This window comes from Burkholderia stabilis, assembly GCF_001742165.1.
Taxonomy (GTDB): Bacteria; Pseudomonadota; Gammaproteobacteria; order Burkholderiales; family Burkholderiaceae; genus Burkholderia; species Burkholderia stabilis.
In genome coordinates, this window is the sequence record NZ_CP016442.1 from 613,416 (window position 1) to 638,617 (window position 25,202).

General features: G+C 65.9%; 21 protein-coding genes. 19 read left to right on the plus strand and 2 right to left on the minus strand.

Going from position 1 to position 25,202, the window contains the following annotated elements; genetic code table 11:
* Positions 1-70: 70 nt before the first annotated feature.
* The 10 genes from der (at position 71) to BBJ41_RS03000 (ending at position 11,076) form a co-directional block, all read left to right on the plus strand.
* Positions 71-1,408 (plus strand): ribosome biogenesis GTPase Der, encoded by a 1,338-nt coding sequence (gene der / locus BBJ41_RS02955; RefSeq protein ID WP_069745245.1) that lies wholly within the window; start codon positions 71-73, stop codon positions 1,406-1,408.
* Between the two features lie 142 nt (positions 1,409-1,550).
* Positions 1,551-1,790 (plus strand): RNA chaperone Hfq, encoded by a 240-nt coding sequence (hfq, locus tag BBJ41_RS02960; protein ID WP_006399927.1) that lies wholly within the window; start codon positions 1,551-1,553, stop codon positions 1,788-1,790.
* 72 nt (positions 1,791-1,862) lie between these two features.
* Positions 1,863-3,038, plus strand: coding sequence for a GTPase HflX (gene hflX, locus BBJ41_RS02965; RefSeq protein ID WP_175972668.1), 1,176 nt, complete (start codon positions 1,863-1,865; stop codon positions 3,036-3,038).
* A gap of 47 nt (positions 3,039-3,085) precedes the next feature.
* The gene (gene hflK, locus BBJ41_RS02970; protein WP_069745247.1) at positions 3,086-4,426 is read left to right on the plus strand and encodes an FtsH protease activity modulator HflK; all 1,341 of its coding nucleotides are present in this window, start codon (positions 3,086-3,088) and stop codon (positions 4,424-4,426) included.
* Between the two features lie 15 nt (positions 4,427-4,441).
* Positions 4,442-5,341 carry a protease modulator HflC gene (gene hflC, locus BBJ41_RS02975; RefSeq protein ID WP_069745248.1) on the plus strand — a complete coding sequence of 300 codons (900 nt, stop codon included), beginning with the start codon at positions 4,442-4,444 and terminating at the stop codon, positions 5,339-5,341.
* A gap of 36 nt (positions 5,342-5,377) precedes the next feature.
* Positions 5,378-5,569 carry a DUF2065 domain-containing protein gene (locus BBJ41_RS02980; protein WP_009687995.1) on the plus strand — a complete coding sequence of 64 codons (192 nt, stop codon included), beginning with the start codon at positions 5,378-5,380 and terminating at the stop codon, positions 5,567-5,569.
* A gap of 102 nt (positions 5,570-5,671) precedes the next feature.
* Positions 5,672-6,820 carry an ATP phosphoribosyltransferase regulatory subunit gene (locus tag BBJ41_RS02985; RefSeq protein WP_069745249.1) on the plus strand — a complete coding sequence of 383 codons (1,149 nt, stop codon included), beginning with the start codon at positions 5,672-5,674 and terminating at the stop codon, positions 6,818-6,820.
* A gap of 113 nt (positions 6,821-6,933) precedes the next feature.
* Complete coding sequence (locus BBJ41_RS02990; protein WP_069745250.1) at positions 6,934-8,280, plus strand: adenylosuccinate synthase; 1,347 nt, start codon at positions 6,934-6,936, stop codon at positions 8,278-8,280.
* 7 nt (positions 8,281-8,287) lie between these two features.
* Positions 8,288-8,884: a phosphoribosyltransferase gene (locus BBJ41_RS02995; RefSeq protein ID WP_069745251.1), complete on the plus strand. Its 597-nt coding sequence runs from the start codon at positions 8,288-8,290 to the stop codon at positions 8,882-8,884.
* Between the two features lie 275 nt (positions 8,885-9,159).
* Positions 9,160-11,076 (plus strand): potassium transporter Kup, encoded by a 1,917-nt coding sequence (locus BBJ41_RS03000; RefSeq protein ID WP_069745252.1) that lies wholly within the window; start codon positions 9,160-9,162, stop codon positions 11,074-11,076.
* A gap of 96 nt (positions 11,077-11,172) precedes the next feature.
* Here the strand turns inward: BBJ41_RS03000 and BBJ41_RS03005 are convergent, their stop codons facing one another.
* Positions 11,173-13,500 carry a Tex family protein gene (locus BBJ41_RS03005; RefSeq protein ID WP_069745253.1) on the minus strand — a complete coding sequence of 776 codons (2,328 nt, stop codon included), beginning with the start codon at positions 13,498-13,500 and terminating at the stop codon, positions 11,173-11,175.
* Between the two features lie 160 nt (positions 13,501-13,660).
* Between BBJ41_RS03005 and BBJ41_RS03010 the strand changes: the two genes are divergently transcribed.
* From BBJ41_RS03010 to BBJ41_RS03020, 3 genes are all read left to right on the plus strand, one after another.
* On the plus strand, positions 13,661-14,416 hold the full coding sequence (locus BBJ41_RS03010; protein ID WP_069745254.1) for a hypothetical protein: 756 nt from the start codon (positions 13,661-13,663) through the stop codon (positions 14,414-14,416).
* A gap of 76 nt (positions 14,417-14,492) precedes the next feature.
* On the plus strand, positions 14,493-14,708 hold the full coding sequence (locus BBJ41_RS03015) for a YdcH family protein (protein ID WP_006478692.1): 216 nt from the start codon (positions 14,493-14,495) through the stop codon (positions 14,706-14,708).
* A 55-nt stretch (positions 14,709-14,763) separates the two neighbouring features.
* Positions 14,764-17,007 (plus strand): ATP-dependent DNA helicase, encoded by a 2,244-nt coding sequence (locus BBJ41_RS03020; protein ID WP_069745255.1) that lies wholly within the window; start codon positions 14,764-14,766, stop codon positions 17,005-17,007.
* A gap of 107 nt (positions 17,008-17,114) precedes the next feature.
* Here BBJ41_RS03020 and BBJ41_RS03025 read toward each other — a convergent pair whose 3' ends face one another.
* Entirely contained in the window at positions 17,115-17,939 is an 825-nt protein-coding gene (locus BBJ41_RS03025) for an outer membrane protein assembly factor BamD (RefSeq protein WP_069745256.1), read from the minus strand.
* Between the two features lie 41 nt (positions 17,940-17,980).
* On the opposite strand from BBJ41_RS03025, the gene BBJ41_RS03030 reads away from it, so the two are divergent.
* The 6 genes from BBJ41_RS03030 to phaR all read left to right on the plus strand — a co-directional run bounded on the left by BBJ41_RS03030 (position 17,981) and on the right by phaR (position 25,081).
* On the plus strand, positions 17,981-19,189 hold the full coding sequence (locus BBJ41_RS03030; protein ID WP_069745257.1) for an RluA family pseudouridine synthase: 1,209 nt from the start codon (positions 17,981-17,983) through the stop codon (positions 19,187-19,189).
* Between the two features lie 6 nt (positions 19,190-19,195).
* Positions 19,196-20,029: a peptidoglycan editing factor PgeF gene (gene pgeF, locus BBJ41_RS03035; protein ID WP_069745258.1), complete on the plus strand. Its 834-nt coding sequence runs from the start codon at positions 19,196-19,198 to the stop codon at positions 20,027-20,029.
* A 361-nt stretch (positions 20,030-20,390) separates the two neighbouring features.
* Positions 20,391-22,253, plus strand: coding sequence for a class I poly(R)-hydroxyalkanoic acid synthase (gene phaC / locus BBJ41_RS03040; RefSeq protein ID WP_069745259.1), 1,863 nt, complete (start codon positions 20,391-20,393; stop codon positions 22,251-22,253).
* A 99-nt stretch (positions 22,254-22,352) separates the two neighbouring features.
* On the plus strand, positions 22,353-23,534 hold the full coding sequence (locus tag BBJ41_RS03045) for an acetyl-CoA C-acetyltransferase (protein ID WP_069745260.1): 1,182 nt from the start codon (positions 22,353-22,355) through the stop codon (positions 23,532-23,534).
* 120 nt (positions 23,535-23,654) lie between these two features.
* Positions 23,655-24,395: a 3-ketoacyl-ACP reductase gene (locus BBJ41_RS03050; protein WP_011352240.1), complete on the plus strand. Its 741-nt coding sequence runs from the start codon at positions 23,655-23,657 to the stop codon at positions 24,393-24,395.
* 119 nt (positions 24,396-24,514) lie between these two features.
* Positions 24,515-25,081, plus strand: coding sequence for a polyhydroxyalkanoate synthesis repressor PhaR (phaR, locus tag BBJ41_RS03055; protein ID WP_011549704.1), 567 nt, complete (start codon positions 24,515-24,517; stop codon positions 25,079-25,081).
* Positions 25,082-25,202: the final 121 nt, after the last annotated feature.

Sequence of the window (25,202 nt, forward strand, 5' to 3'; positions counted from 1 at the left end):
TATTTTCATTCAGCGCAGCCGCCCGCAGCAGCGGGCCTCCCGCTGCTGCGCATCACCGTAGAAAACACAGATGAAACCGGTCATTGCCCTCGTTGGGCGCCCCAATGTGGGGAAATCCACGCTGTTCAACCGGCTCACGCGCTCGCGCGATGCGCTGGTTGCCGACTTGCCCGGCCTGACGCGCGATCGCCATTACGGCGAAGGGCGCGTCGGCGAGCGGCCGTACCTGGTCGTCGACACGGGCGGCTTCGAGCCGGTCGCGAAGGACGGCATCCTGCACGAGATGGCGCGCCAGACGCGGCAGGCCGTCGAGGAAGCCGACGTCGTCGTGTTCATCGTCGACGGCCGCAACGGCCTCGCGCCGCAGGACAAGTCGATCGCCGACTACCTGCGCAAGACCGGCCGACCGATCTTCCTCGTCGTCAACAAGGCCGAGGGGATGAAGTACACGGCGGTCGCGACCGACTTCTACGAACTCGGGCTCGGCGATCCGCGCGCGATTTCGGCCGCGCACGGCGACGGCGTCACCGACATGATCAACGAGGCGCTGGACGTCGCATACGCGGACCGGCCCGAGGAAGAGGACGAGAACGATCCGTCGCGCGGCATCAAGATCGCGATCGTCGGCCGCCCGAACGTCGGCAAGTCGACGCTCGTGAACGCGCTGATCGGCGAGGACCGCGTGATCGCGTTCGACATGCCGGGCACCACGCGCGATTCGATTTACGTCGACTTCGAGCGTAACGGCAAGAAATATACGCTGATCGACACGGCCGGCCTGCGCCGCCGCGGCAAGGTGTTCGAAGCGATCGAGAAGTTCTCGGTCGTGAAGACGCTGCAGTCGATCTCCGATGCGAACGTCGTCATTCTGCTGCTGGATGCGCAGCAGGACATCTCCGACCAGGACGCGCACATCGCCGGCTTCGTCGTCGAGCAGGGGCGCGCGCTGGTGATCGGCGTCAACAAGTGGGACGGGCTCGACGACCACGCACGCGAGCGCGCGAAAGCGGATTTGACCCGCAAGCTGAAATTCCTCGACTTCGCGAAATCGCACTTCATTTCGGCTACCAAGAAGACGGGCATCGGCACGCTGATGCGCTCGGTCGACGACGCGTACGCGGCGGCGATGGCGAAGCTGCCGACGCCGAAGCTCACGCGCGCGCTGATCGAGGCCGTCGAATTCCAGCAGCCACGCCGTCGCGGCCCGGTGCGTCCGAAGCTGCGCTACGCGCACCAGGGCGGGCAGAATCCGCCGATCATCGTCATCCACGGTAATGCACTCGACGCCGTGACGGAAACGTACAAGCGCTACCTGGAAAACCGGTTCCGCGAAACTTTCTCGCTGACCGGGACTCCATTGCGCATAGAGTTCCGTTCGTCGAACAACCCGTACGCGGACAAGGGCTGAAGCACGCCCCGCAAGGGCTAGGCCGCAAGGCCTACGCCCCGGGCGGGGCAGGCAAAATCGGCTATAGTGTAGCGATTGGCGCCGGATCTCTTTTTCTTCGCCGCCAATCCAGATCAACCTGCAAAAAAAGATGGAGTACGCCATGAGCAACAAAGGGCAATTGTTACAAGACCCGTTTTTGAACGCACTGCGCAAAGAGCACGTTCCCGTTTCGATCTACCTCGTCAACGGCATCAAGCTCCAAGGGAACATTGAATCGTTCGACCAGTACGTCGTGTTGCTCCGTAATACGGTGACCCAGATGGTGTACAAGCACGCCATCTCGACGGTCGTGCCGGCGCGCCCGGTGAATTTCCACCCGGACGCGGAAGCCTCGTCCTAACCTATCGCAGCGGCCGGCATCCGGTCGCCGCGAGCGACCGATGCCAGCCGCCTTATCTTGACACCCGATAATTTGATCAACGCAGCGCTCGTCGGCATCGATTTCGGCAAGACCGATTTCGAAGCCAGTCTCGAAGAACTCAGTCTTCTCGCCTCCAGCGCGGGGGCCCGTCCCGCCGTCACCCTCACAGGTCGTCGCTCCAGTCCCGATGCCAAGATGTTCATCGGCAGCGGCAAAGCCGAAGAACTGCGGCTTGCCTGCGACGCGCACAACGTCGAAATCGTCATCTTCAACCACGCACTGGCGCCGGCCCAGCAACGCAATCTGGAGCGAGCGCTTAACAGGCGCGTGGTCGATCGCACGAGCCTCATCCTCGACATCTTTGCGCAGCGTGCCCGCAGTCACGAAGGCAAGCTGCAGGTCGAGCTCGCGCAGCTTCAATACCTGTCGACGCGGCTCATTCGCGCGTGGACCCACCTTGAGCGGCAAAAAGGCGGTATCGGCCTGCGCGGCCCCGGCGAAACCCAGCTCGAAACCGACCGCCGGCTGATCGGCGAACGCATCAAGATGCTGAAGTCGCGGCTCGACCGGTTGCGCCGGCAACACAGCACGCAGCGCCGGCAACGCGCGCGCAGCGGCACGATGTCGGTGTCGCTCGTCGGCTATACGAACGCGGGCAAGTCGACGCTGTTCAATGCGCTGACGAAAGCGCAGGCCTACGCGGCCGACCAGCTGTTCGCAACGCTCGATACGACTTCCCGGCGCGTGTACCTCGGCGACGAGGTCGGCCAGATCGTCGTGTCGGATACGGTCGGGTTCATCCGCGAGCTGCCTCACCAGCTCGTCGCGGCGTTCCGCGCGACCCTCGAGGAAACGATCCACGCGGATCTGCTGCTGCACGTGGTCGATGCGTCGAGCGCGGTCCGGCTCGAACAGATCGAGCAGGTCAACGGCGTGCTGCACGAGATCGGCGCGGACACGATCCGGCAGGTGCTGGTGTTCAACAAGATCGACGCGGTGCCTGAGCTGGCGGCCCGCGGCGACGCGGTCGAGCGTGACGAGTATGGTAATATTTCGCGCGTCTTTTTGAGCGCGCGCACCGGTCAGGGGCTTGACGCGTTGCGTGCCGCCATCGCCGAAATCGCCTCCGCGGAACACCTTTCCGGCACGACGTTACCCAACGGCGCGCTCGACGGCGCATCCGCTGAACCACACGAAGACCGCACGATTTCCGAACACGGGCGCTAACCGGTCCCGGCCGGTTCTCCGGCGTCTAATCTGGTGAACAAACTCTGGTGAACGAATACAACGAGCGGAGTACCTGGCGACGGATGCGCGCCTTGCTGTCGATCAACGATCCCCGCTGGGGACGCGGTGACGGCAATGGCAAAGACGGATCCCGTCCCCGTGCGAACGAATCGAAGCGTCCGCAAGGCGGCGACGGCGATGGTCCGCCCGATCTCGACGAGATGTGGCGCAACTTCAACCGCCGTCTGAGCGGCCTTTTCGGCGGCAAGGGCGGCAATGGCTTCCGTCCCGACAACGGCCGCGCCGCGCGAGTCGGCGTCGGCATCGTGATCGGCGTGCTGGTCGCGGTCTATGCGGGTAGCGGGCTGTTCGTCGTGCAGGAAGGCCAGACGGGCGTCGTGCTGCAGTTCGGCAAGCTGTCGGGCACGGTCGGTCAAGGCGTGCACTGGCGCGCGCCGTACCCGTTCGCGTCGCACGAGATCGTCGATACGTCGCAGGTCCGCTCGATCGAGATCGGCCGCAACAACGTCGTGCGTCTCGCGAACGTGAAGGAATCGGCGATGCTGACGCGTGATGCCGACATCGTCGACGTGCGTTTCATCGTCCAGTACCGGATTCGTTCCGCGACCGATTACCTGTTCCGCAGCGTCGATCCCGAGCGCAGCGTGTCGCAGGCCGCGCAGGCCGCGGTGCGTGCGATCGTCGGCACGCGCAGCGCGGCCGACGTGCTTAACCAGGACCGCGACGCGCTGCGCGAGCAGCTTTCCGCCGCGATCCAGCGTGATCTCGACCGCTACCAGTCGGGGCTCGAGGTGACGGCCGTCACGATGCAGAGCGTTGCGGCGCCGGAGCAGACGCAGGCCGCCTACGGTGAAGTCGCGAAAGCGCGCGACGAGTGCGAAGCTGCGAAGCGCGCCGCGCAGGCGTATGCCGGCGACCTGCTGCCGAAGGCGCAGGGCGATGCCGCGAAGCTCGTCGACGAAGCGAAGGCCTATGCCGATCGCGTGGTCACGGAAGCCGAAGGCGATGCCGACCGCTTCAAGCAGGTCTACGCGCAGTACTCGAAGGCGCCCGCGGTAATCCGCGAGCGGATGTACCTCGAGACGATGCAGGAAATCTATTCGAACGCGACGAAGGTGTTCGTCGGCAACAAGGGCGGCAACAGCGTCGTCTATCTGCCGCTCGACAAGCTCGTCGAGCAGGGGCGGCAAAACGCCGCGGCGTCCACCGGCGCATCGGCGCCCGATGCGGCATCGGCACCGGCGGCCGTCGCTCCGGCGGCGGCAGCGCCTGCGAGCGCGGCACCGGCCGTCGCGGCGTCGGGCGGTGACGTGCTGCGATCGCGAGAAGCGTTCCGCAGCCGGTCGCGCGAAGACGATCTGAAGTAACGGAGAGCGCAGAACATGAACCGAATCATTGCGCTCGTCGTCGCAATCGTGATCGTTGCCTTCGCGGCGTCCTCGACGGTCCTCACCGTCGATCCGCGCCACGCGGCCGTGCTGTCGGGTCGCGACGGCGCGCAGCCCGAACTCGCGGGCCCCGGCATCCATTTCAAACTGCCGCCGCCGCTGCAGACGGCCACGCTGGTCGACACGCGCCTGCAATCGCTCGAGTCGTCCGATCCGCTGCAACTGGCAACGGAAGACAAGCATGACCTGCTCGTCGCGTATGCGGTGAAGTACCGGATCAGCGATCCGATGAAATACTTCACGGCGACGGGTGGCGACCCGGCCGCTGCTGCCGATCGCCTGGCCGGTGCGCTGAAGAGCGCACTCGGGGACGCATTCGGCAAGCGCGCGCTCGACGATGCCCTCGGCGGCCAGCGTGCGATCGCCGATGCGGCGCGCGACGCCGTGAAGGATAAGGCGTCCGGTTTCGGCGTCGACGTGGTCGATGTCCAGCTCACGCGCGTCGATTTGCCGGCTGCGCAGACGGACGCCGTCTATCAACGGATGATCGGTGCACTGCGCGATCAGGCGGCGAAGGTGCGTGCGGAAGGCGCGGCCGACGTCGAGCAGATCAAGGCGGACGCCGAACGCGAACAGCAGGCCGTGCTCGCTAACGCGTACAAGTCCGCGCAGACGATCAAGGGCGAGGGCGATGCGAAGGCTGCGACGATTGCCGCCGACGCATTCGGCCGCGATCCGCAGTTCTATCAGTTCTACGCGAGCCTGCAGGCTTACCGGCACACGTTCAAGCGCAACGACATCATCGTCGTCGATCCCGACAGCGAGTTCTTCCGCTTCATGCGCAGCCCGACGGGCGGTGCCGCACCGGCGGCGCCTGCTCCCCGCAAACATTGACCTTGGGGCGCCGCGACGAGCGGCGCCGTCGCTCGCATGGATCTGGCTGGCTCGTTGTTGCTCGCAGTAGCGCTGATGCTGATTATCGAGGGGGCGTTCCCCTTCGTGTTTCCCGTCGCCTGGCGCGACACGTTTCGTAGAATAGCCGAGCGGCCGCCGCATCATATCCGGATCGGCGGGCTGATCGTGATGGCGCTCGGGCTCGTGCTGCTGCTGCTCGCCACCTGATCCGGACGGCGCATCCGCCGTTCGTCCCGCCCGATTCCGAATTTCCGATTCATTTCTCGGCGCGCCTGTCGCGCGCTGTTTCCCCGTCGTAGGACCGTACCGATGTCGACCTGGTTACTTCCCGAGAATATCGCCGACGTACTGCCGTCGGAAGCGCGCAAGATCGAGGAGCTGCGCCGCAGGCTGCTCGACCGCTTCCGCTCGTACGGCTACGAGATGGTGATGCCGCCGCTGCTCGAGTATCTCGAGTCGCTGCTGACGAGCGGCGGCGCCGATCTGCGCCTGCGCACCTTCAAGCTGGTCGATCAGCTGTCGGGTCGCACGCTCGGCCTGCGCGCCGACATCACGCCGCAGGTCGCGCGTATCGACGCACACCTGCTGAACCGTCAGGGCGTGACACGCCTCTGCTATGCGGGCCACGTGATGCATACGCGTCCGCGCGGCCTGCACGCGACGCGCGAACAGATCCAGATCGGCGCCGAAATCTACGGGCATGCGGGGCTGGAAGCCGATCTCGAGATCCAGCAACTGATGCTCGACGCGCTGCATCTCGCCGGCCTGTCGAGCATCCGTCTCGACCTGGGCCATGCGGGCGTGCTCGCGGCGCTGCTGGCACGCGACGCGCAGGCTGCCGAGCGCGGCGAGTCGCTGTACGACGCGCTGTCGGGCAAGGACGTGCCGCTGTTGAACGAGCTGACTGACGATCTGGGTGCCGATACGCGCGCCGCGCTGCGCGCGCTGCCGAACCTTTACGGTGATGCGAGCGTGCTTGCCGAGGCGCGCGCCCGGTTGCCGGTTCTGCCCGAAATCACGCGGGCGCTCGACGATCTGGCACAGCTCGCCGCGCAGGCGAAGGGGGCCGAGGTGGCGATCGACCTCGCCGACCTGCGCGGTTACGCGTATCACAGCGGCGCGATGTTCAGTGCCTACATCGACGGCGTGCCGAACGCGATCGCGCGCGGCGGCCGCTACGACCACGTCGGCCAGGCGTATGGCCGCGCCAGACCGGCAACGGGTTTCTCGCTCGACCTGCGCGAGCTTGCGCGGATTTCGCCGGTCGAGGCGCGCGGCACCGCGATTCTCGCACCGTGGGCGCAGGACGATGCGCTGCGTGCTGCGGTCGCGGCGCTGCGCGATGCGGGCGAGGTCGTGATCCAGGCGCTGCCGGGCCACGACCACGTGCTCGACGAGTTCGCATGCGACCGTTCGCTCGTCGAGCGCAACGGCGCATGGGTGGTCGAACCCCGATAAACAGGCGTTCGCGGGCCGTGCTTCGGCGTGCATATCGTTGAAGCGAAACGGAAAAATTCGGAATCGCCCGCGAACATAGGTAGAATACGTTTTTAACCAGCTAACGAATCAACATGTCTGCCAGCGCAGTGAACGTGACTCCCGGGCGCAATGTCGTCGTCGTGGGAACTCAATGGGGTGATGAAGGCAAGGGCAAGATCGTCGACTGGCTGACGGACCACGCTCAGGGCGTCGTGCGTTTCCAGGGCGGCCACAACGCCGGCCACACCCTCATCATCGGCGGCAAGAAAACGATCTTGCGCCTCATTCCGTCGGGCATCATGCGTGAAGGCGTCGCCTGCTACATCGGCAACGGCGTCGTCCTGTCCCCCGAAGCACTGTTCAAGGAAATCGGCGAGCTCGAAGAGGCCGGCGTGAACGTGCGCGACCGTCTGTTCATTTCCGAAGCCACGACGCTGATCCTGCCGTATCACATCGCGATCGACCAGGCGCGCGAAGCGCGCAAGGGCGCGGGCAAGATCGGCACGACGGGCCGCGGCATCGGCCCCGCGTACGAAGACAAGGTCGGCCGCCGCGCGCTGCGCGTGCAGGACCTGTTCGACGCGAAGACCTTCGCCGACCGCCTGCGCGAAAACCTCGATTTCCACAACTTCGTGCTGACCCAGTACCTGGGTGGCGCGGCCGTCGATTTCCAGGCCACGCTCGACACGATGCTCGGCTATGCCGACCGCCTGAAGCCGATGGTGGCCGACGTGTCGCGCCGCCTGTACGACGCGAACAACGCGGGCCAGAACCTGCTGTTCGAAGGCGCGCAGGGCACGCTGCTCGACATCGACCACGGCACCTATCCGTTCGTCACGTCGAGCAACTGCGTCGCGGGTGCGGCATCGGCCGGCGCGGGCGTCGGTCCGCAGAAGCTGAACTACATTCTCGGCATCACGAAGGCCTATTGCACGCGCGTCGGCTCGGGCCCGTTCCCGAGCGAGCTGTACGATGCGGATAACCCGCAGCGTCAGGACCAGGTCGGCGTCACGCTCGCGAACGTCGGCAAGGAATTCGGTTCGGTCACCGGCCGTCCGCGCCGCACCGGCTGGCTCGACGCCGCCGCGCTGCGCCGCTCGATCCAGATCAACGGCGTGTCGGGCCTGTGCATGACGAAGCTCGACGTGCTCGACGGCCTCGACGAAGTCAAGCTGTGCGTCGGCTACAAGATCGACGGCAAGGATGCAGACATCCTGCCGCGTGGCGCAGCCGACGTGGCGCGTTGCGAACCTGTGTACGAAACGTTCCCCGGCTGGAAGGAAAGCACGGTCGGCATCAAGACCTGGGAAGCATTGCCGGCGAACGCGCAGGCATACCTGTCCCGTGTCCAGGAAGTGGCTGGTGTGCCGGTCGACATGGTGTCGACGGGCCCGGACCGCGACGAAACGATCCTGCTCCGCCATCCGTTCAAGGTGTAATTTCCAGATGACGCAGCAAATGACGATGACCGCGGCAGACTTGATGACCGATCCGCGCAACGACGACAAGAACCTGTGGGTAGGCTGGGACGAGTATCACCGTCTGATCGAGCTGCTCGCGCTGCAAGTGCACGCATCGGGCTGGAAGTTCGACCAGATCCTGTGCCTCGCGCGCGGTGGGCTGCGTGTAGGCGATCAGCTGTCGCGCATCTATGACGTGCCGCTCGCGATTCTCGCGACGAGCTCGTACCGTGAAGCGGCCGGCACCGAGCAGGGTGATCTCGACATCGCGCAGTACATCACGATGACGCGCGGCAACCTGGCGGGCAACGTGCTGCTGGTCGACGACCTCGTCGATTCGGGCGTCACGCTCGCGCGCGTGCAGGAGCACCTGAAGGAGCGCTATCCGGCCGTGACGGCCGTGCGTTCGGCCGTGCTCTGGTACAAGGGTTGCTCGAAGGTCAAGCCCGACTATCACACGCAGTATCTGCCGACGAATCCGTGGATTCATCAGCCGTTCGAGGAGTGGGATACGGTTCGCCCGCACAATCTCGAGGCATGGATCAAGCGCGGTCGCGCCCAGCGCGACGGTTCGGGTTCGTAAGTAACCCGGCTGATCGAAGGAAAGCCTTGTACGGCGCCGCTTGCGGCGCCGTTTTTCATTGGGGCGCCGTTGGTGCGGCGCGGCGTTTCCTGCGTATCCGGTAGGCAGACGGCGCCGCCCCGGCTATGATGGCAGCCCTGCCACAGCTCGCACCGGATTGCATGCGCAGCGTGGATCACGTGGTTTCACGGCAACAGAGCAGGGCGGCGTTTCACGGGGGCGCGAGTAGAATAGCGCTCGTTTTGTCCGACCCGGACCCGATTATTACGCTTCATATGAACGACACGATCCACGCGACCGACGCCGCACATGCGCCGCACTCGACGCAACAACACTCGATGCGGGCGCTAGCGATAGCAGCCATCGGCGTCGTGTTCGGCGATATCGGCACCAGCCCGCTGTATTCGCTCAAGGAGGCGTTCAGCCCCTCCCACGGCATTCCGCTCACCGAAGGCTCGATTCTCGGTGTGATCTCGCTGCTGTTCTGGGCAATCATCCTGGTGGTCGGCGTCAAATACCTGCTGTTCGTGATGCGGGCGGACAACAACGGGGAAGGCGGCGTGCTCGCGCTGATGGCGCTGTCGCTGCGGCCGCTCGATTCGAAAACTCGTGTCGCTGGCGCGCTGATGGCGCTCGGGATATTCGGCGCGTGCATGTTCTACGGGGACGCGGTGATCACGCCGGCGATCTCGGTGATGTCTGCGGTCGAAGGGCTCGAAATCGCGACGCCGCATCTGTCTCACCTCGTGCTGCCGATCACGATCGTGATCCTGATCGCGCTGTTCTGGATCCAGCGTCACGGCACCGCGCTGGTCGGCAAGCTGTTCGGCCCGATCATGGTGGTGTGGTTCGTCGTGATCGCGGCGCTCGGCGTGTACCACATCGTGCGCGTGCCGGGCATCATCGCGGCAATCAACCCGTACTACGCGGCGTCGTTCATGGCCGATCACCTGCTGCAGGCCTACGTCGTGCTCGGTTCGGTCGTGCTGGTGCTGACCGGCGCGGAAGCGCTCTACGCGGACATGGGCCACTTCGGCGCGAAGCCGATCCGCCTCGCCGCATACGGGCTCGTGATGCCGTCGCTCGTGCTGAACTACTTCGGCCAGGGCGCGCTGCTGATCCAGAACCCGAAGGCGATCGAGAACCCGTTCTTCCTGCTGGCGCCCGAATGGGGGCTGCTGCCGCTCGTCGTGCTGTCGACGGTCGCGACCGTGATCGCGTCGCAGGCGGTGATCTCGGGCGCGTATTCGCTGACGTCGCAGGCGATCCAGCTCGGCTACGTGCCGCGCATGAAGGTGCTGCATACGTCCGAACTCGCGATCGGCCAGATCTACGTGCCGGTCGTGAACTGGCTGCTGCTGTTCGTGATCCTCTGTATCGTGGTCGGCTTCAAGAGCTCCGACAACCTCGCCGCCGCATACGGCATCGCGGTGACGGCAACGATGGTGATCACGACCGTGCTCGCCTGCGTCGTGATGGTGAAGGTGTGGAACTGGAACCGGCTGCTCGTCGGCGCGATCATCGCGGTGTTCCTTGCGATCGACCTCGGCTTTTTCGGTGCGAACCTGCTGAAGGTCGCGCAGGGCGGCTGGCTGCCGCTCGGCATCGGCGCGTTGTTGTTCTTCCTGCTGATGACCTGGTACAAGGGGCGCCATATCGTCAAGGAGCGTACGGCGGCCGACGGTATTCCGCTCGAGCCGTTCCTGCAGGGGCTGCTCGCGCATCCGCCGCATCGCGTGTCGGGCACCGCGATCTACCTGACCGGCAATGACAAGCTCGTGCCCGTCAGCCTGCTGCACAACCTGAAGCACAACAAGGTGCTGCACGAGCGGACCATTTTCCTGACGTTCGTCACGCGCGACATTCCCTACGTGCGCGACGACAAGCGCCTGAGCTCGCGTGATGCGAGCGGCGGGCTGTACATCGTCAAGGCCGAGTACGGCTTCAATGAGACGCCGGACGTGAAGGCCGTGCTCGAGGAATTCGGCCGCACGCACGACATGACGTTCGAGCTGATGGACACGTCGTTCTTCCTCGCGCGCGAAACGGTCGTGCCGACGCATCTGCCGGGCATGTCGATCTGGCGCGAGCGCGTATTCGCGTGGATGCACCAGAACGCCGCGAAGCCGACCGACTTCTTCTCGATTCCGGCGAACCGCGTCGTCGAGCTCGGCACGAAGATCGAGATCTGACCGGCCGGATATGGCTGCGCGCGTCCTGCGCAGCTGCGCCGGAACGAAAAAAAGCCCGCCGTCAGGCGGGCTTTTCTTTTGCCGGAATACGCGTGCTCAGCGCTTCAGCTTCGCGAATGCCGCGGCCATCGCGCCGGCCGGTTCCGGCTCGCGCGAACGCTGCGGGCGTGCCGCGCCGCGTCCCGCGTTGCCGCGATCCTGGCCGCCGCCGCGCGACGACATGCCGGGCGCCGCCGCGTCGTCGTCGAGACGCATCGTCAGCGCAATGCGCTGGCGCTTCACGTCGACGTCGATCACCTTCACCTTGACGACCTGGCCGGCCTTCACGACTTCGTGCGGGTCCTTGATGAACTTCGTCGACATCGCGGACACGTGGACGAGGCCGTCCTGATGGACACCGATATCCACGAACGCGCCGAATGCGGCAACGTTCGTCACGACGCCTTCGAGCGTCATGCCGGGCACGAGATCCGACACCTTTTCGACGCCTTCGCGGAACGTCGCGGTCTTGAATTCCGGACGCGGATCGCGGCCCGGCTTCTCCAGCTCGGTCAGGATGTCGCGCACGGTCGGCAGGCCGAAACGTTCGTCGACAAATTCCGTCGGGGACAGGCCCGACAGCGCTTCGCGGCTGCCGAGCACGTCGTCGATGCGCTTGTTGATCTTCGCGAGCATCCGCTCGACGACCGGGTAGGCTTCCGGGTGCACCGACGAGCGGTCGAGCGGATTCTCGCCGCCGTTGATGCGCAGGAAGCCGGCGGCCTGTTCGAACGTCTTGTCGCCGAGGCGCGGCACCTTGCGCAGGTGCTCGCGCGACGGGAACGGGCCGTTTGCATCGCGGTAGTCGACGATGTTGCGTGCGAGCGTCGCGTTCAGGCCCGACACGCGCGCGAGCAGCGGGGCCGACGCGGTATTCGCGTCGACGCCGACCGCGTTCACGCAATCCTCGACGACCGCGTCGAGCGAGCGGGCGAGTTCGCGCTGGTTCACGTCGTGCTGGTACTGGCCGACGCCGATCGCCTTCGGCTCGATCTTCACGAGCTCGGCGAGCGGGTCCTGCAGGCGGCGCGCGATCGACACGGCGCCGCGCAGCGACACGTCCATTTCAGGGAATTCCTTCGCGGCGAGCTCGGACGCCGAGTAGACCGACGCGCCGGCTTCCGACACGACGATCTTCTGCAGGCGCAGTTCAGGATGCTTCGCGATCAGTTCGCTCGCGAGCTTGTCGGTTTCGCGCGACGCGGTGCCGTTGCCGATGCTGATCAGCTCGGCCTGCGTCTGCGCAGCGATGCGCGCGAGCTTCGCGATCGAGCCGTCCCAGTCGCGGCGCGGCTCGTGCGGGTAGATCGTGTCGGTCGCGAGCACCTTGCCGGTGCGGTCGACGACCGCGACCTTCACGCCCGTGCGCAGGCCCGGGTCGAGGCCGATCACGGCCTTCGGGCCCGCCGGCGCGGCCAGCAGCAGGTCGTTCAGGTTGCGCGCGAACACGCGGATCGCCTCGGTTTCGGCCGTTTCGCGCAATTGCGTGAGCAGCTCGTTCTCGATATGCGGTTGCACCTTCACGCGCCAGCACCAGCGGCACACGTCCGACAGCCATTTATCGGCAGGGCGGTTCTGGTTCGCGATGCCGAAATGGCGCGCGATCATTGCTTCACCCGGATGCGGCACCTGCGCGTCGAGCTCTTCGCCGAGGCCGAGCTTGACCGTCAGCACGCCCGCGTTGCGGCCGCGGAACAGCGCGAGTGCGCGGTGCGACGGCACGGTCTTGATCGTTTCCGCGTAGTCGTAATAGTCGCGGAATTTCTCGCCTTCCTCGTTTTCCTTGCCCTCGACGACAGCCGACGACACGACGCCCTGATTGTGCAGGTAGTCGCGCAGCTTGCCGAGCAGCTCGGCCGTCTCGCCGAATTGTTCGGACAGGATGTCGCGCGCGCCGTCGAGCGCGGCCTTCACGTCGGCGACGCCCTTGTCGGCGTCGACATACGCGGCCGCCTCGGCCTGCGGGTCGAGCAGCGGGTTCGCGAGCAACGCCTGCGCGAGCGGCTCGAGGCCGGCTTCGCGGGCGATCTGTGCACGCGTGCGGCGCTTCGGCTTGTACGGCAGATAAAGGTCTTCGAGCACCTGCTTGCTGTCGGCCGCTTCGATCGCGGTGCGCAGTTCGTCGGTCAGCTTGCCCTGTTCGTCGATGCTCGACAGGATCGACGCACGGCGATCCTCGAGCTCGCGCAGATACAGGAGGCGTTCCTCGAGCTGGCGCAACTGCGTGTCGTCCAGGTTGCCGGTCACTTCCTTGCGGTACCGGGCAATGAACGGAACGGTCGAGCCTTCGTCGAGGAGTTGCACGGCCGCCGCGACCTGGCGCGGCTGGACGGACAGTTCGGTGGCGATGCGCTGTACGATCTTGAGTGCTACGGTTTCCGTCATGTCGTGGATGATCTGCCTGCTGAAATCGCGGCGCGGGCCGGCAGGCCCTAAGCGGCGGGCTGCGTGGCGGGCCCGACGGGCCAGATGCCGCGGGTGAGTGAAGCGGGGCATTTTGCCATAAATGGCGGAGCGTCCAGCCGGGGGTGATAGAATTTGACACATGTCCCGCAGCTTTCCTACGACGTTGCCAACTTCCCGCATTTCTCTCGTCGCGCTCGGCGCAGCGCTCGCCGCGGCTTTGTCTGCCGGGCCCTCCGGCGCGTTCGCGCAGGCCTCGGGCGCAACCGCGCCAGATGCCCCCGCAGCGGTGCCCGTCGCGGCCTCCGCCGCACCGGATTTCGACGCCCGTCAAAAAGTGCTCAATCAACGCTCCGCCGAAAACGATTATCGTTATGCGGTGGCCGAGCACGATTGCTACAGCAAGTTCTTCGTCAATCACTGTCTCGGCAAGGCACGCGACCAGATGCGCGACGAACGGGCCAGCATTCGCCAGGAACAACTTGCGCTCAACGACGAGCAGCGCGCGGTGCGTGCGCAGCAGCGTGACCAGCAGCAAGCGCTGAAGCAGGCGCAGAATGCGGCGGAAGCGCCGCAGCGCGCGGCGAACGATGCCGCGAACGCCGCTGCGTTCCGCGACAAGCAGGAGCAGAATGCGCTGAAGCAGGCGCAGCGCGGTGCGGAAGGGCCGCAGCGCGCTGCGAGCAAGCAGGCATACGACCAGAAGCAGGCCGACTTCCAGCGCAAGCTCGACCAGGCGCACCAGCAGGCGGCGCAGAAGGCGCAGGAGCGCTCGGACAACGCCACGCGCTACGAGCAGAAGCAGAAGGAAGCCGCGCAGCACAAGGCCGATGTCGAGCGGCGTCAGCAGGAAGCGGCCGAGAAGGCCAAGCAGCAGCAACAGCAGCAGGGGCAGTAACGTGTCGGATTGACCCGGAATCAGTCTCGTGCGCGTCGGCACGCCGCCGGCGCGCTGCTTCGATGAGGAGGCGAATATGCAAAACCGTCACACGGAACAGCAGCAGGAATTGCACAACCGTTTGGCTGCATTGCAGGAGCAGCACCAGCAACTCGCTCGGGAGATCGAGCTGAAGGAAGGGCACTCCGACATCGACGACATTACGCTGCACCGGCTGAAGAAGGAAAAGCTGGCGGCCAAGGACAAAATCATACTGCTGCAATCGCAGCTGGAACCGGATAAGCGCGCCTGAGCGCGGCCTGGCAAGCGCCGGCGCCGCCCGGGCGCTGGACACAGGAACGCTTGCCTTGAATTCACCGCTTGAAGCCAACCCCGATGCCCGGCGTGACGCGTCGTCCACCGGGCGCGCTCGTGCGCCCGAAGGCACCTTCGAGCTGAGCCGCAAGCGTGTCGACGAACTCGACACGATCTTCGGCGAAGGCGGGTTGCTCGCGCGCGCACTCGACGGCTATCACCCGCGTATGTCGCAGATCGAGATGGCGCGTGCGGTCGCGTCCGCGATGGAAGCATCCGCGCGCCGGATGCCCGAGCCGGAAATCTTCGAAACCCGCAAGCGGCCGGCGCGCCGCCTCGGCGATGGCGACAAGGCGGCCGAGCCGGCCGCTGACACCACGGCGGCCGAGTCCGACGGCGACGCAGGCGACAACACGCTGATCGTCGAAGCCGGTACGGGTACCGGCAAGACCTATGCGTACCTCGTGCCCGCGATGCTGTGGGGCGGCAAGGTGATCGTGTCGACCGGCACGAAGCACCTGCAGGACCAGCTCTTCCAGCGCGACATTCCGACCGTGCGCAACGCGCTCGCGGTGCCGGTGACGGTCGCGATGCTCAAGGGGCGCGCGAACTACCTGTGTCACTACTACCTGCAACGCACGGCCGACAACGGCCGCCTGCCGTCGCGGCAGGACACGGCCTACCTGCAGGAAATCGTCCGCTTCGCGAAGATCACGAAGAGCGGCGACAAGGCCGAGCTCGCGAGCGTGCCGGAAACGGCGCCGGTGTGGTCGATGGTCACGTCGACGCGCGACAACTGCCTCGGCCAGGAATGCCCGCACTACAAGGAATGCTTCGTGATGCAGGCGCGGCGCGAGGCGCAGCAGGCCGACGTCGTCGTCGTGAACCACCACCTGTTCTTCGCGGACATCATGTTGCGCGACACGGGGATGGCCGAGTTGCTGCCGAACGCGAACACGATCATCTTCGACGAAGCGCATCAGTTGCCCGAAACGGCGACGCTGTTCTTCGGCGAGACGCTGTCGACCACACAGATCCTCGAGCTCGCACGCGACACCGTGGCCGAAGGCCTGAGCCATGCGCGCGATGCGGTCGAGTGGGTGAAGCTCGGCGGCGATCTCGAACGTGCGGCGCGCGACTTGCGCCTTGCCTTTGCGAACGACCAGATCGTACGCATGTCGCTCGCCCAGCTCGGTGACGATCACCCGATGTTCGGCGCGCTCGACGCACTCGAGACCGCGCTCGACGCGCTTGCGTCGGCGCTCGCAAGCCAGGCCGAGCGGGCGGAATCGCTCGGCGCGTGCCTGCGGCGCGCACGCGAGCTTCAGGATCTGCTGGCCGGCTGGGTCGCGCCCGGCGCGGCGGAGGCGGCCGCGCAGGCCGACGCGGCGGCGGCCGGCGACAAGGCGTCCGACGGCGATCCGAACGAGAAGGTGCGCTGGGTCGAAGTGTTCGCGCATACCGTCCAGCTGCACGAAACGCCGCTGTCGGTTGCGCCGATCTTCGCCAAGCAGCGCGCGGGCGTGCCGCGTGCGTGGGTGTTCACGTCGGCCACGTTGTCGGTGCGCGGCGATTTCACGCACTACGCGGCGCAGATGGGCCTGAGCTCGCGTCGCTCGATGACGCTCGCGAGCCCGTTCGATTACCAGTCGCAGGGGCTGCTGTACGTGCCGCGCAACTTGCCGCAGCCGTCTTCGCCGGCGTTTACCGATGCTGTCTTCGATGCCGCGTTGCCGGCGATCGAGGCGTCCGGTGGCGGCGTGTTCATGCTGTGCACGACGCTGCGTGCGGTCGACCGGATCGCATCGAAGCTGCGCGACGTGATCGAGGCGCGCGGCTGGAATACGCCGCTGCTCGTGCAGGGCGATGCGAGCCGCACCGAGTTGCTCGATCGCTTCCGCGCGTACGGCAACGCGATCCTGGTTGGCAGCCAGAGTTTCTGGGAAGGTGTCGACGTGCGCGGTGATGCGCTGTCGCTCGTCGTGATCGACAAGCTGCCGTTCGCGCCGCCGGACGATCCGGTGCTGGCCGCACGGCTCGACGCGCTCACGAAGAAGGGCTTGAGCCCGTTCGCCGTGCACCAGTTGCCGCAGGCCGTGATTACGCTGAAGCAGGGCGCAGGCCGGCTGATTCGCGCGGAGACGGATCGTGGCGTGCTGATGATCTGCGACACGCGGCTCGTCGACAAACCCTACGGGCGCCGGATTTGGCAGAGCCTGCCGCCGTTCAAGCGGACCCGCGAGATCGCGGTCGTCCAGGATTTCTTCGACGAGCATCGCTCGGAAAAACGCATGTGACGGCACGCGCGGCGATTGCCGCGCGCGCACTTGCGCCGCCTGAATGCGGCGTCAATAAAAAAACCCGGCTCGATGGCCGGGTTTTTTGTTTGTGCGACGGACGCGCGTCAGAACTGCCACCACGACTTCTTCGCGCCGGGGCGCGAGTGGCCCGTGACGTACGGGCTGTCGGGGAACGTGCCCGCGAGCACGCGCTTCGTGTCCTCGGCGAGTTCCGGCTGGTTCAGCTTGCCGTACGACAGGATCATGATGTGCAGCGCGTCTTCGATCGCCGGCGCACCCTTGTAGTCCTTGATCGCGAGCTGCGCGCGGTTGATCGCCGCGACGTAGGCGCCGCGCCGGTAGTAGTAGTCGGCCGCGTGCACTTCGTGCGAGGCAAGCGCGTTGACGATGTAGCGCATCCGCGCTGCGGCGTCGGGCGCGTACTTGCTCTTCGGGAAGCGGTCGACGACGACCTTGAACGCGTCGTACGATTCGCGCAGTGCCTGCGGATCGCGCTCGCTCATGTCCTGGCCGGAGAAGCGGCCGAACAGCCCGAGATCGTCGTTGAAGTGGATCATCCCCTTCAGGTAGTACGCGTACGGGATATCCGGGTGATCGGGGTGGAGCTGGATGAAGCGGTCGACGGCCTGGTCGGCGGCTGCCGCTTCGTTATCCTTCCAGTTGCAGTACGCAACGTTGATCTGCGCCTGTTGCGCGAAATGGCCGAACGGATCGCGACCTTGCAGCGATTCGAAATATTTCGCGCACTTGCCCCAGTCGCCGCCGGACAGTGCGTCCTGGGCCTCTGAGTATAATTTGTTGTTCGACCAGGTAGCCGTCTCGTCCTGCTTCTGCGGCAAGCCGTGGCAGCCGGCGATGAGGGCCGCGGCCGCTACCGCTGCAGCCCGGGCGGCGGCGGTTCTGGCCGTGCGTTTGGTCGAATTCATCATGCTCGCATGTCCTAGCTTCAAGTCTCGGTGACCCAGTCTAAATGACCCGTTCAAGTTCGCAGAATGCCCAGCCGGGCACACCAAATCGCGAAGATTATAGCCCAAGCGATCGGCCCGCCGACGCTGCCTCGGGGGATTCCCTCGACGACGATCTGGCCGGCGACGCGTTGCAGCCGCCCGTGGTGCCGTCCGCGGCGGTCGATGACGCGCCGCGCGTCGTCGAAGTGCCGCTGTCGCTCGCGGGAGAACGCCTCGACAAGGCGCTCGCCCAGCTGTTCCCCGAATTCTCCCGCAGCCGCCTGCAGAGCTGGATCGAGGCGCAGCGCGTGCTGGTCGACGGCGCGCCCGCGAAGATCCGCCAGCCGGTGCCGCTCGGCGCGAAGATCGAGCTCGTGCCCGACCTGCTGCCCGAGCAGCTCGCGTTCACGCCGGAGCCCGTGCCGCTCGACGTCATCTACGAAGACGATGCGCTCGTCGTCATCAACAAGCCGGCCGGCCTCGTCGTGCACCCGGCAGCCGGCAACTGGAGCGGCACGATCCTCAACGGGCTGCTGCATCGCTATGGCGACGCGGCGGCCGGCCTGCCGCGCGCGGGGATCGTCCACCGGCTCGACAAGGAAACCTCCGGCCTGATGGTGGTGGCGCGCACGCTGGCCGCACAGACGGACCTCGTGCGCCAGTTGCAGGCCCGCACGGTGAAGCGCCGCTATTTCGCGCTCGTGTGGGGCACGATGCCCGAGGAAGGCACGATCGACGCGCCGATCGGCCGCGATCCGCGCGAGCGCACGCGCATGGCCGTCGTCACCGGTGCGTCGGGCAAGCCCGCGCGCACGCATTTCCGCACGGTTGACACATGCGTGTGGCAACGTCAGCCGGTGTCGGCGATCCAGTGCGACCTGGAAACCGGCCGCACGCACCAGATCCGCGTGCACTGCTCGCACGCCGGGCACCCGTTGCTCGGCGATCCCGTGTACGGGCGCGCGCGCGGCAAGCGCTCGGTCACGCCGCTGCCGGGCGAGTTCGCGCGTCAGGCGCTGCATGCTTGGCGACTCGGCCTCGTACATCCGGTGACGGGCAAGCCGATGCAATGGCGCTGCCCGCTGCCCGACGATATGAACGCACTCGTAGCGGCGCTCGGCTTCGGGCAGGGCGACGAGGAATTCGACGACGACGACGGTGTCTACGACGATGATGATTTCGGCGGCGACTATCACGATGATGAGCCGGACCTGGACGATGAGGAGGAATGAGTGCCGATGACGAACCTGGCGCCGTTGACGTGGCAGGACTGCGTGCAGCCCGATTGGCAGGTGTCGCCGCGCGTGCGCGCGCTGATCACGACGCGCGACGGCGGTGTGAGCGAGGGCCCGTACGGGCGCTGGCAGGACGGTGCCGCGCTGCCGGGCGGGATGAATCTCGGTCTGCATACCGGTGACGATCCGGCCCATGTCGCCGGGAACCGCGCGCGCTTGCTCGCGCTGGCAGGCCAGTCGAGCGCGGCATGGCTCGAGCAGGTTCACGGCGCACAGATCGTGCGTGCCGACGTGGTGATCGCGGCGGCCGACGAGGTGCCGGTGCAGGCCGACGCGAGCGTCACGGACCGGGCGGGTGCCGTCTGCGTCGTGATGGTCGCGGATTGCCTGCCCGTGCTGTTGTGCGATGCGCAGGGCCGTGCCGTCGGTGCCGCGCATGCGGGCTGGCGCGGGCTCGCGGCCGGCATCGTCGAGCAGACCGCGGCGCGCGTCGCGGCGCTCGCGGGCGGTGCGACGGACGCGCTTCATGCGTACCTCGGGCCGGCGATCGGCCCGCAGGCGTTCGAGGTCGGCGCCGACGTGCGCGACGCGTTTCTCGACACGGCTCCGCACTCGGAGCATGATGAAACCCGTCGTGCGTTCGTCCCGATCGACGGCGCGCCCGGCAAGTTTCTCGCCGATCTTCATGCGCTCGCGCGCCTGCGCCTCGCGCGTGCGGGCGTGGCGAACGTGAGCGGCGGAACGGCTTGTACGGTCACCGAACAGGCGCGCTTCTATTCGTACCGGCGCGACCGCGTGACGGGTCGCATGGCCGCGGCGATCTGGCTGGCGGATTGACGGCATGCGCATGCGCGCAGGGTTTTGTTGCGTCGCAAAATCGGTTTATCTCGATATTCAGGCGACAATGCGGCGTTGCATGCGCAGTTGAATGAAAAATCCCGAAGTCAAGTCGACCAAAATGTTTTATGTTTCGCCGGAACCCTTGTCCCGTCTGTTGCGCACGGATTATCTCCGCGCAGAAATGTTCAGCGGTTTGACATGGCGCTTCACATGGGGAAAACGATAATGATAAAAATACCGCACTGCGGCAGAATCTGGAGACGCCTCTCCAGAGCATGACGGCCCGGCTCGCAGCCGGCATGCCGCGCGCGAGCAGGATTTCACGATTGACGCTCACGAATCACCGGTAAGGCAGGTAATGACAGCATCGAAAAATTCGTCGACGTCCGCTCAGGCGGGCACTTCCGCGGGCAGCACCGGCTTCGATCCGGCCGCCCAGCCGATGCAGCAGATGTTCGAGTCGTGGTTGAACGCGTGGCGCGGTTTTGCTGATCCGGCGCGCGCCGCGACGGCATCGGCCACCGTGAATCCGTTCGCGACATTCCAGTTCCCGACTTCGTTTCCGTTCCAGCTGCCGTCGATGCCCGATCTGGGCAGCATGGCATCGCCGTTCGCGGGGCTGAAACTGCCGGTTGCCGCGATCCCGCCCGAACACCTCCAGAAGCTGCAAGCCGACTATGCGCGCGACTGCGTGACGCTGATGCAGCAGGCGGCCGCCACGAAGCTCGAGTCGCCCGAACTGAAGGACCGCCGTTTCAGCGGCGATGCGTGGAAGGCGTCGCCGGCGCATGCGTTCGCGGCAGCGTGGTATCTGCTCAACGCGCGCTACCTGCAGGAGCTCGCCGACGCGCTTCAGACCGATCCGAAGACGCGCGAGCGCATCCGTTTCACGGTTCAGCAATGGACGGCTGCCGCCGCGCCGAGCAACTTCCTCGCCCTCAATCCCGACGCGCAGAAATCGATCCTCGAGACGCAGGGCGAAAGCCTGCGGCAGGGGATGATGAACCTGCTCGGCGACCTGCAGCGCGGCAAGATTTCGCAGACCGACGAATCGCAGTTCGTGGTCGGCAAGAACCTCGGGTGTACTGAAGGCGCAGTCGTCTACGAAAACGACCTGATCCAGCTGATCCAGTACACGCCGAAGACGGACAAGGTGTTCGAGCGGCCGCTGCTGATCGTCCCGCCGTGCATCAACAAGTTCTACATCCTCGACCTGCAGCCCGAGAATTCGCTCGTCGCGCACGCACTGTCGAGCGGCCATCAGGTGTTCCTCGTGTCGTGGCGCAATGCGGATGCATCGGTCGCGCACAAGACGTGGGACGACTACATGAACGAAGGGCTGCTGGCGGCGATCGACGCCGTGCAGCAGGTCAGCGGCCGCGAACAGATCAACACGCTCGGCTTCTGCGTCGGCGGCACGATGCTTGCGACCGCGCTGGCGGTGCTGGCCGCACGCGGCGAACATCCGGCCGCGTCGATGACGCTGCTCACCGCGATGCTCGACTTCACCGATACCGGCATCCTCGACGTGTTCGTCGACGAGGCGCACGTGCAGATGCGCGAGCAGACCATCGGCGGCAAGAACGGCACGCAACCGGGGCTGATGCGCGGTGTGGAATTCGCGAACACGTTCTCGTTCCTGCGGCCGAACGACCTGGTGTGGAACTACGTCGTCGACAACTACCTGAAGGGCCGTACGCCTGCGCCGTTCGACCTGTTGTACTGGAACAGCGATTCGACGAGCCTGCCGGGCCCGATGTACGCGTGGTACCTGCGCAATACGTATCTCGAGAACAAGCTTCGCGAGCCGGGCGCGCTGACCGTGTGCGGCGAATCCGTCGACCTGACGCTGATCGACGTGCCGACGTTCATCTACGGCTCGCGCGAGGATCACATCGTGCCGTGGCAGACGGCCTACGAATCGACGTCGATCCTGACGGGCCCGCTGAAGTTCGTGCTCGGCGCGTCTGGGCACATCGCGGGCGTGATCAATCCGCCGGCGAAGAAGAAGCGCAGCTACTGGCTCAACGACGACCTGCCCGAATCCGCGGACGACTGGCTCGCCGGCGCGGCCGAACAGCCGGGCAGCTGGTGGACGACCTGGGTCGAGTGGCTCGACCAGTACGGCGGCCGCAAGGTGGCGCCGCCCGCGCAGCCCGGTTCCGCGCAGTTTCCGGTGATCGAGGCGGCACCGGGGCGTTACGTGTTGCAGCGCGATTGACGAAAACCGGACAGCGGCGCACGCTGTCCGACGCACCGCAGTTTTTTTAACAGGGCCGGTAGCGATGCGCCGTGTCGTGCGGGCCTGGAGGAAAGGGAAATGACGGACGTAGTGATCGTATCGGCCGCGCGGACCGCGGTCGGCAAATTCGGCGGCTCGCTTGCGAAGATTGCGGCGCCGGAGTTGGGCGCGACGGTGATCCGCGCGGTGCTGGAGCGTGCGGGCGTGAAGCCCGAGCAGGTCAGCGAAGTGATCATGGGGCAGGTGCTGACGGCCGGTTCGGGACAGAACCCGGCGCGGCAGTCGCTGATCAAGGCCGGGCTGCCGACGGCAGTGCCGGGGATGACGATCAACAAGGTGTGCGGCTCGGGCCTGAAGGCCGTGATGCTGGCGGCGAACGCGATCGTGGCGGGTGACGCGGAGATCGTGATCGCGGGCGGCCAGGAGAACATGAGCGCATCGCCGCACGTGTTGCCGGGCTCGCGCGACGGGTTCCGGATGGGCGATGCGAAGCTGGTCGACACGATGATCGTCGACGGCCTGTGGGACGTGTACAACCAGTACCACATGGGCATCACGGCAGAGAACGTCGCGAAGGAATACGGCATTACGCGCGAAGAGCAGGACGCATTCGCGGCGCTGTCGCAGAACAAGGCGGAAGCCGCACAGAAGGCCGGGCGCTTTGACGACGAGATCGTGCCGGTGTCGATTCCGCAACGCAAGGGCGAGCCGCTGCAGTTCGCGACCGACGAGTTCGTGCGTCACGGTGTGACGGCGGAATCGCTGGCGGGGCTGAAGCCGGCATTCTCGAAGGACGGCTCGGTGACGGCGGCGAACGCGTCGGGTCTGAACGACGGTGCGGCGGCGGTGCTGGTGATGTCGGCGCAGAAGGCGGCGGCACTGGGCCTGACGCCGCTCGCGAAGATCAAGGCGTATGCGAATGCGGGCGTGGATCCGAGCGTGATGGGGATGGGCCCGGTGCCGGCCTCGCGCCGGTGCCTGGAGCGGGCGGGCTGGACGCCGGGCGACCTGGACCTGATGGAGATCAACGAGGCGTTCGCGGCGCAGGCGCTGGCGGTGCACAAGCAGATGGGCTGGGACACGTCGAAGGTGAACGTGAACGGCGGGGCGATCGCGATCGGCCACCCGATCGGCGCGTCGGGCTGCCGGATCCTGGTGACGCTGCTGCACGAGATGGCCAAGCGCGATGCGAAGCGCGGGCTGGCGTCGCTGTGCATCGGCGGCGGGATGGGTGTCGCGCTCGCGGTCGAGCGCCCGTAACCGGTCGTCCGTCACCGGGGAAACGAATCCGGGCGCCGGCCGATTGCGGCTTCGGCCGGCGTCACGTGAAGTCAGAGGGGGCCTCCTGCAGCTCTCGAAACCAAAAATGGAGTGAGATTTATGTCTCAGCGAATTGCGTACGTAACGGGCGGGATGGGCGGCATCGGCACCAGCATCTGCCAGCGTCTGTTGAAAGACGGCTTCAAGGTGGTCGCGGGTTGCGGCCCGAATTCGCCGCGCCGGGTGAAATGGCTCGAGGATCAGAAGGCGCTCGGGTACGATTTCATCGCGTCGGAAGGCAACGTCGGCGACTGGGACTCGACCAAGGAAGCATTCGACAAGGTCAAGGCCGAAGTCGGCGAGATCGACGTGCTGGTCAACAACGCGGGCATCACGCGCGACGTCGTGTTCCGCAAGATGACGCATGAAGACTGGACCGCCGTCATCGACACCAACCTGACGAGCCTGTTCAACGTGACGAAGCAGGTGATCGACGGGATGGTCGAGCGGGGCTGGGGCCGGATCGTCAACATTTCGTCGGTGAACGGCCAGAAGGGGCAATTCGGCCAGACCAACTATTCGACCGCGAAGGCCGGCATCCACGGCTTCACGATGTCGCTCGCACAGGAAGTCGCGACGAAGGGCGTGACGGTCAACACCGTGTCGCCGGGCTACATCGGCACCGACATGGTGAAGGCGATCCGTCCGGACGTGCTCGAAAAGATCGTCGCGACGATCCCGGTGCGGCGTCTCGGTGGTCCGGAGGAAATCGGCTCGATCGTCGCGTGGCTCGCGTCGAACGATTCCGGCTTCGCGACGGGCGCCGACTTCTCGCTGAACGGCGGCCTGCACATGGGCTGAACGCCCGGGCTGCGCGGGCCGGGTGGCCGCGCAGCCGGGTGTGTTCCGAAGGCCCCCGCCTCCCGGATTCGGGCGGCGGGGATTCGTCACTTGCGCTACGCTGCACTGAAAGGCGTTACATGACTACTACAAAGAAGACGGCCGAACGGCTCATCAAGAAGTACCCGAACCGCCGGCTCTACGATACCGAGACAAGCACGTACATCACGCTTACCGACGTGAAGCAGCTCGTGCTGGAGCAAGAGGATTTCAAGGTCGTCGATGCGAAATCCAACGAGGACCTGACGCGCAGCATCCTGCTGCAGATCATCCTCGAAGAGGAAAGCGGCGGTGTGCCGATGTTCTCGTCGTCGATGCTGTCGCAGATCATCCGTTTCTACGGTCACGCGATGCAGGGCATGATGGGCACGTACCTGGAAAAGAATATCCAGGCGTTCATCGACATCCAGAACAAGCTCGCGGATCAGTCGAAGAACCTGTACGAAGGCAACGCAATGAATCCGGAAGTCTGGTCGCAGTTCATGAACATGCAGGCGCCGATGATGCAAGGGATGATGACGAGCTACATCGAGCAGTCGAAGAACATGTTCGTGCAAATGCAGGAACAGATGCAGAACCAGGCGAAGTCGATGTTCAGCACGTTCCCGTTCAAGCAGCCGGGCGCGCCGGAACCGGAAAAGAAGTAAGGTTTCGCGGCCGGGCCGGCAGCGGCGGCGCGAGTCGTCGGCGTCGGTGCCGTGAAGCAGGGCGGCGCCGGTCGGCCGGTCGTCTGCTTCGGCACGGCGATGCGCGGCCGCTGCCTGACGA